The sequence below is a fragment of the Rhodovulum sp. DZ06 genome, from assembly GCF_050586345.1.
Taxonomy (GTDB): Bacteria; Pseudomonadota; Alphaproteobacteria; order Rhodobacterales; family Rhodobacteraceae; genus JBOCEF01.
Map to the genome: position 1 here is coordinate 1 of NZ_JBOCEF010000060.1, position 7,004 is coordinate 7,004.

Genomic DNA, 7,004 nt, shown 5'->3' on the forward strand with positions numbered 1-7,004 from the left:
CCCCCCCCCCCCCCCCCCCCCCCCCCCCCCCCCCCCCCCCCCCCCCCCCCCCCCCCCCCCCCCCCCCCCCCCCCCGGTCGCCTTACATGGCGCACATGGTCAGAAGCTCATAGGCCGCGCAGACATCCCCCTCGGCGTCGAGGATCGAGACCGCCCAGCGGACCTCGCCATATTCCGCGTTCCGGGCCTTCTTGTCGGCGACGGTGAGGGTGACGTGGATCACCGTCCCGGGGCTGACCGGCTTCATGAAGCGCAGCCCGTCGAGGCCGGTATTGGCCAGCACCGGGCCCGGCGCCGGGTCGACGAAGAGGCCCGCGGCGAAGCTGAGCAGCAGGTAGCCATGGGCGACGCGGCCGGGGAAGAACGGGTTGGCGGCCGCCGCTTCCTCGTCCATGTGGGCGTAGAACGTGTCGCCGGTGAACTCGGCGAAATGCTCGATGTCCGAGAGGGTCACCTCGCGCTCGGCGCTGGTCAGGGTCTCGCCGATCTCCAGCTCCCCGAACCGCTTGCGGAAGGGGTGGACCTCGGCCTTCGGCATCGGCGCGCCGACATCCCAGCGGCCGGTGACCGCCTGGAGCATCCGCGGCGAGCCCTGGATGGCGCTGCGCTGCATCAGGTGCAGCACGGCGCGCACGCCGCCGCCTTCCTCGCCGCCGCCGGCGCGGCCGGGGCCGCCATGGACCATGTGCGGGACCGGGGCGCCGTGGCCCGTCGCCTCGCGCCCCGCATCGCGGTCGGCGATGTAGATGCGGCCATGCCAGGCGGCGGCCTCGAGCGTCACGTCGCGGGCGAAGTCGGGATCATTGGTGAAGACCGACCCGACCAGCGAGCCGCCGCCCCGGTTGGCCAGCGCCGCCGCGTGGGCCGCGTCCCGCGCGGACAGGATGGTGGAGACGGGGCCGAAGGCCTCGATCTCGTGCACCGCGGTCGCGGCGTCGGGATCCTCGCACAGCATCAGGGTCGGCGGGTGGAAGGCGCCGTTCTCGCGGTCGCCATGGAATTCGATCCCGTCCCAGCCGCCGCGGATCACCTTCGCGTCGGCGCCGATCTTCGCCGCCGCCGCGGCCACGTCCTCGCGCTGGCGCAGGGACACGAGGGCGCCCATGCGGACCCCCTCGACCGAGGGATCGCCGACGACGACCTTCGAAAGCTTGTCGGACAGCGCCTCGGACAGGTCCGCGACCAGCGCCTGCGGCACGATCAGGCGGCGCATGGCGGTGCATTTCTGGCCCGCCTTGGCGGTGATCTCGGTGACCGCCTCGCGCAGGAACATGTCCCATTCCGGGGTCCCGGGGGCCGCGTCGGACCCGAGGATCGCGGCGTTGAGCGAATCCTGTTCGGCCGAGAAGCGCACGGCATTGCGCACGATGTTGGGGTGGGACCGCAGCATGGCGCCGGTGGCGGCCGAGCCGGTGAAGCTCACGGTGTCCTGCGGCCCGAGATGGTCCAGCAGGTCCCCGGCGGACCCGGCCACCAGCTGCAGCGCGCCCTCGGGCAGGATCCCCGCCTCCAGGATCATCGCCACGCAGGCCTCGGTGACATAGCAGGTGTCGGTGGCGGGCTTCACGATGCAGGGCAGGCCCGCGAGGATCGCGGGGGCGAGTTTCTCCAGCATCCCCCAGACGGGGAAGTTGAAGGCGTTGATCTGCACGAACACGCCCTGCATGGGCGAATAGATGTGCCGCCCGCCGAACGCGCCGGTGCGCCCGAGCGAATCGAAGCCGCCATCGAGCGCCACTTTCGCGTCCGGCAGTTCCTTGCGCGCCTTCGAGGCGTGGACGAACAGCGTGCCGATCCCCCCCTCGATGTCGATCATCCCGTCGCGCGGCGTGGCGCCGGTATGCAGGGACAAGGCGTGCAGCGCGGCCTTCCGTTCCGTCAGATAGCCGCCAAGGGCCTTGAGCATTTTGGCGCGATCGTGGAACGTTGTTCCGCGGAGCGATCCGCCGCCCACTTCCCGCGCCCAGCGGGTCATGGCGGCGAAATCGAGCGCGTCGGCGCCGGCCTGGGCGACCGGCGTCCCGTCCACGGCGGACCGGATCAGGCGCGGCGAAGACGGGGCGACCCAGTCGCCGCAGGCGAAGCTGCGCACGTCGATGAGGGACATCGGTTTCCTCCCTTGTCGTTGTCGCGCGAATGATTGACCGGACGGTCGGTTTATGCAACATCGAATCCAACAACGAAAAAATGGGAGGGCCTCCGAATGACCGGAACGGTTCTGACGGAACGACGCGGCGGCGTGCTGGAGATCACGCTCAACCGTCCTGACAAGCTCAATTCCTTCGACGCGGCCCAGCACGCGGACCTGCGCGCGGCGCTGGACATGGCCGCCGCGCCGGAGGTGCGCGCGGTGATCCTGACCGGCGCGGGCCGCGGCTTCTGCGCGGGCGCGGATCTTGGCGCGGCGCAGCCGAAGCCGGGCGAGCCGCGCGACCTCGGGCAGTCGCTGCGCGATACGTACAACCCGCTGATCCTCGCCATCCGGGCGCTGGAAAAGCCGGTGATCGCCGCCGTCAACGGCCCCGCCGCGGGCGCCGGGGTCAACATCGCGCTGGCCTGCGACATCGTCCTGGCCGCGTCCTCGGCCAGCTTCCTGCAGGCCTTCGCGCGCATCGGCCTCGTGCCCGACGCGGGCGGCACCTGGACCCTGCCGCGCATCGTCGGCGAGGCGCGGGCCAAGGCGATGATGCTGCTGGCCGAGCCGATCACGGCGCAGCAGGCGCGCGATTTCGGCATGGTCTGGAAGGTGATCGACGATTCCGCCCTGATGGACGAGGCTCGCGCGATGGCCGAGAAGCTGGCCAATGCGCCGACCTTCGGGCTGGGGCAGGCCAAGCTGGCGATCCAGGCCTCCGGGACCACGACGCTCGAAGAACAGCTCGAGGTCGAGGCGGCCGCCCAGACCCGCTGCGGCGTCTCGCATGACTTCGAAGAGGGCGTCGCCGCCTTCCTGCAGAAGCGCAAGCCGCAATTCACGGGGCAGGAGTGATGGACCCGCAGCAGATCGCGGAACGCTGCCGCGAGGTGATGTGGGAGAACGACCGCGCGAGCCAGTGGCTCGGCCTGACGGTGGACGAGGTGGGGCCGGGACGCGCCGTCGCCTCGCTGCTGGTCGAGGAGCGGCACTGCAACGGCCATGACGTGTGCCACGGGGGCTTCACCTTCACCCTCGCCGACACCGCCTTCGCCTATGCCTGCAACAGCCGCAACGAGGCGACGCTGGCGCAGTTCAACACCATCTCGTTCCTGCGCCCCGGGCAGCTGGGGTCCGTGCTGCGGGCCGAGGCCGAGGAGGTCTCCAAGGCCGGGCGCTCGGGCATCTACGACGTGACCGTCACCGCCACGAAGGACGGGGAAACCAAGGTGATCGCGGAATTCCGCGGCGCCTCGCGGGCCATCGGCCGACCGAATTTCACCGAGGAAGACGAATGACCGAAGCTTACATCTGCGCCGGGCTGCGCACCCCCATCGGCCGCTATGGCGGCGCGCTGGCGAGCGTGCGCCCCGACGACATGCTGGCCCACGTGATCCGCGAAGTGATGGCGAAGACCGGGCTTCCGGCGGACGCCGTGGACGACGCGATCATGGGCTGCGCCAACCAGGCGGGCGAGGACAACCGCAACGTCGCGCGCATGGCGACGCTTCTGGCCGGGCTCGGGGACGGGATCCCCGGCGCGACCGTCAACCGCCTCTGCGGCTCGGGCCTCGACGCCGTCGGCTCCGCCGCGCGGGCGATCAAGGCCGGCGACGCGCATGTCATGCTGGCCGGCGGCGTGGAGAGCATGTCCCGCGCGCCCTTCGTGATGCCGAAGGCCGAGACGGCGTTCTCCCGCTCCAACGCCGTCTATGACACCACCATCGGCTGGCGCTTCGTCAACAAGCTGATGAAATCCCAGTACGGCATCGATTCCATGCCCGAGACGGCCGAGAACGTGGCCGAGGACTGGAACGTGTCGCGCGAAGACCAGGACGCCTTCGCCTTCCGCAGCCAGGAGAAAGCCGCCGCCGCCCAGGCCAATGGCCGCCTGGCGCAGGAGATCGTCCCGGTGACGATCCCCCAGCGCAAGGGCGACCCGGTGGTGGTGGAGAAGGACGAACACCCCCGCCAGACCTCGCTGGAGAAGCTGGCGGCGCTGAAGGCCCCGTTCCGGCAGGGCGGCTCGGTCACCGCGGGCAACGCCTCGGGCGTCAATGACGGCGCCGCGGCGCTGGTCATCGCCTCGGCCGAGGCGGTGGAGAAATACGGGCTGACCCCCATCGCCAAGGTCCGCGCCATGGCCACCGCGGGCGTGGCCCCGCGGGTGATGGGCATCGGCCCGGCGCCGGCGACGAAGAAGCTGCTGGAGATGACCGGGCTGGGCATCGGCGATGTGGACCTGATCGAGCTGAACGAGGCCTTCGCGGCCCAGGGCCTCGCGGTGATGCGCGAGCTGGGGCTGGCCGATGACGCCGCGCATGTGAACCCGAACGGCGGCGCCATCGCGCTGGGCCACCCGCTGGGCATGTCCGGCGCGCGGCTGGCGCTGACCGCCGCGATCGAGATGCAGAACCGCGGGCTGAACCGCGCCGTGTGCACCATGTGCATCGGCGTCGGGCAGGGCATCGCGCTGATGCTTGAGCGCCCCTGAGAGGAGCGGGCGCGCCGGGCGGAACCCCGGCGCGCCTCGCCCCCGCGGCGGGCGGCAGAGACCAGGACGAGACAGGCGCGCGCCGCGGGAACGGCGTGCGGGCGGCCCCCCTGCGGGGCGGCAAGGGAGGACAGACCATGAAAGACCTGACCCCGGACCGGGCGTCGCTCGACCCCATCGAGATCGCCAGCATCGACGAGATCCGCGGCCTGCAGTTCGAGCGGCTGAAATGGACGCTGCACCACGCCTATGAGAACCAGGCCCCGACCCGGGCCAAGTTCGACGCCGCGGGCGTGCATCCGTCCGATTTCAAACAGCTCTCGGACCTGTCGAAATTCCCCTTCACCACCAAGCAGGAGCTGCGCGACGCCTATCCGTTCGGCCTGTTCGCCACCCCGCGGGAGCAGATCCGGCGCATCCATGGCTCCTCCGGGACCACCGGCAAGCCGACCGTGGTTGGATATACCGAGAACGACCTGAACAACTGGGCGGACCTCGTGGCGCGCTCGATGCGGGCCTCGGGGACGCGGCCGGGGGACATCGTGCATGTCGCCTATGGCTACGGCCTCTTCACCGGGGGCCTCGGCGCGCATTACGGGGCCGAGCGGCTGGGCGCCACCGTGGTGCCGGTCTCGGGCGGCATGACCCAGCGCCAGGTGACGCTGATCGAGGATTTCCGGCCCACCACGATCATGGTGACGCCGAGCTATTTCCTCTCGATCCTCGATGAATACCGCCACCGGGGGATCGACCCGCGCGAAAGCCCGCTGCAGGTCGGCATCTTCGGGGCCGAGCCCTGGACGGATTCGATGCGGCGGGAGATCGAGCAGGCCTTCGACATGCATGCGGTCGATATTTACGGGTTGTCGGAGATCATGGGCCCGGGCGTCGCCAATGAGTGCGTGGAGACCAAGGACGGGCTTCATATCTGGGAGGATCACTTCTTCCCCGAGATCATCGACCCGGCGACCGGGGAGCCGGTCCCGGATGGCGAGCCGGGGGAGCTGGTCTTCACCACGCTGACCAAAGAGGCGCTGCCGATGGTCCGCTACCGCACGCGGGACCTGTCGCGGCTGCTGCCGGGCACCGCGCGCTCGATGCGGCGGATGGAGAAGATCACCGGGCGCGCCGACGACATGATCATCCTGCGCGGGGTGAACGTGTTCCCCAGCCAGGTCGAGGAGCTGATCCTGAAGGTCGAGGGGCTGTCCCCGCACTGGCAGATCCACCTGTCCCGCGAGGGGCGGATGGACCAGATGAGCGTCCACGTGGAGGCGACGCCCGACCACGCGGATGGCGAGAGCCGGGCGGCGAGCGCCGCTGCCCTGCGCGAGGCGATCAAGGGCGTGGTCGGCGTGACCGCGCGCATCGACGTCGCCGCGCCGGGCGAGGTGGAACGCTCCGCCGGCAAGGCGCGCCGGGTGGTGGACGAGCGTCCGAAGGACTGACGCGCGCGGCCCGCCGGGGTGCGGGAGGGGCGGCCCTCTCGCGTCCCGGCGGGCTTCGGGGCCGCGTGGTCCGGCGGACGCGCCGGGCGCGCGGTCGAAGCGGCGCACGGCGGGGGCGGCTCCCCCCCGCGCGACGAAAGAAGAGGGAGGCGGCGCAGGCATGGCGCGCACGCGGGCGGCGGATTACGACGAGAAGCGGGAGGCCCTGTTGCAGGGCGCCGCGCGGGTCTTTGCGACCGGCGGCTATCATGGCGCGTCGATGAGCGCGCTGGCCCGGGAATGCGGGGTCTCGAAGGCGCTGCTCTACCATTACTGGGAGAGCAAGGAGGCGCTGCTGTTCGACCTGATCCACGGGCATATCGAGGGGCTGGCCGAGGCGATGGAGGCGGCCCCGCGCGAGGGCGACGCGCGCGAGCGGCTCGAGGCGCTGGTGGCGGCGTTGATCGAGGCGTACCGGGACAGCGACGCCGAGCACAAGGTGCAGCTGAACGAGCTGTCGAACCTGCCCGAGGAGGGCCGCGCGGCGGTGCGGATGCAGGAGCGGCGGCTGGTGGAGATGATGACCGAGGCGGTTGCGGCGGCGGCGCCGGAATTGCCGCGGGACAAGCTGCGGCCCGCGGTGATGTCGCTGTTCGGGATGTTGAACTGGGCCTGGACCTGGTTCCGCGACGACGGGCCGATGACCCGGGCGGAATATGCGAAGATGGTGACGGCGCTGTTCCTCGACGGGGCGCGGACGCTGGAGTGAGGGGGCGGGGGCCCGGAGGCCTGGCGCCTCGATGGTCGGTGTTTCCCCGGGGTCGGCGGCAAGCCTGGGCAAGGGGCGCGGGGCGCATCCTGTGCGGTGCGGAGGACTGAAGCGGCGCCTTGAGAAGGCGCAAGCGTCGTCGGGTATTGCAATCGCGGGGCAGGTGGGTTTGGACGCTCC

Annotated in this window: 6 protein-coding genes; 5 read left to right on the forward strand and 1 reads right to left on the reverse strand. The window is 71.2% G+C overall.

What is annotated here, in order from left to right; translation table 11 throughout:
• Nucleotides 1–82 precede the first annotated feature (82 nt).
• Nucleotides 83–2,107 (reverse strand): phenylacetic acid degradation bifunctional protein PaaZ, encoded by a 2,025-nt coding sequence (gene paaZ / locus ACQ5SO_RS19125; RefSeq protein WP_430943245.1) that lies wholly within the window; start codon nt 2,105–2,107, stop codon nt 83–85.
• Nucleotides 2,108–2,203: 96 nt separating this feature from the next.
• Here paaZ and paaG point away from each other — a divergent pair, with 96 nt between their 5' ends.
• The 5 genes from paaG to ACQ5SO_RS19150 all read left to right on the forward strand — a co-directional run bounded on the left by paaG (nt 2,204) and on the right by ACQ5SO_RS19150 (nt 6,824).
• Nucleotides 2,204–2,989, forward strand: a complete 786-nt coding sequence (gene paaG, locus ACQ5SO_RS19130) for a 2-(1,2-epoxy-1,2-dihydrophenyl)acetyl-CoA isomerase PaaG (protein ID WP_430943246.1) — start codon at nt 2,204–2,206, stop codon at nt 2,987–2,989.
• The gene (gene paaI / locus ACQ5SO_RS19135; protein WP_430943247.1) at nt 2,989–3,432 is read left to right on the forward strand and encodes a hydroxyphenylacetyl-CoA thioesterase PaaI; all 444 of its coding nucleotides are present in this window, start codon (nt 2,989–2,991) and stop codon (nt 3,430–3,432) included. Before paaG ends, paaI begins: the two co-directional genes overlap by 1 nt.
• Nucleotides 3,429–4,628, forward strand: coding sequence for a 3-oxoadipyl-CoA thiolase (gene pcaF / locus ACQ5SO_RS19140; RefSeq protein WP_430943248.1), 1,200 nt, complete (start codon nt 3,429–3,431; stop codon nt 4,626–4,628). The genes paaI and pcaF overlap by 4 nt, the downstream gene beginning before the upstream one ends.
• 137 nt (nt 4,629–4,765) lie before the next feature.
• Nucleotides 4,766–6,076 carry a phenylacetate--CoA ligase PaaK gene (gene paaK / locus ACQ5SO_RS19145; protein ID WP_430943249.1) on the forward strand — a complete coding sequence of 437 codons (1,311 nt, stop codon included), beginning with the start codon at nt 4,766–4,768 and terminating at the stop codon, nt 6,074–6,076.
• Nucleotides 6,077–6,236: 160 nt separating this feature from the next.
• The gene (locus ACQ5SO_RS19150) at nt 6,237–6,824 is read left to right on the forward strand and encodes a TetR/AcrR family transcriptional regulator (protein WP_430943250.1); all 588 of its coding nucleotides are present in this window, start codon (nt 6,237–6,239) and stop codon (nt 6,822–6,824) included.
• Nucleotides 6,825–7,004: the final 180 nt, after the last annotated feature.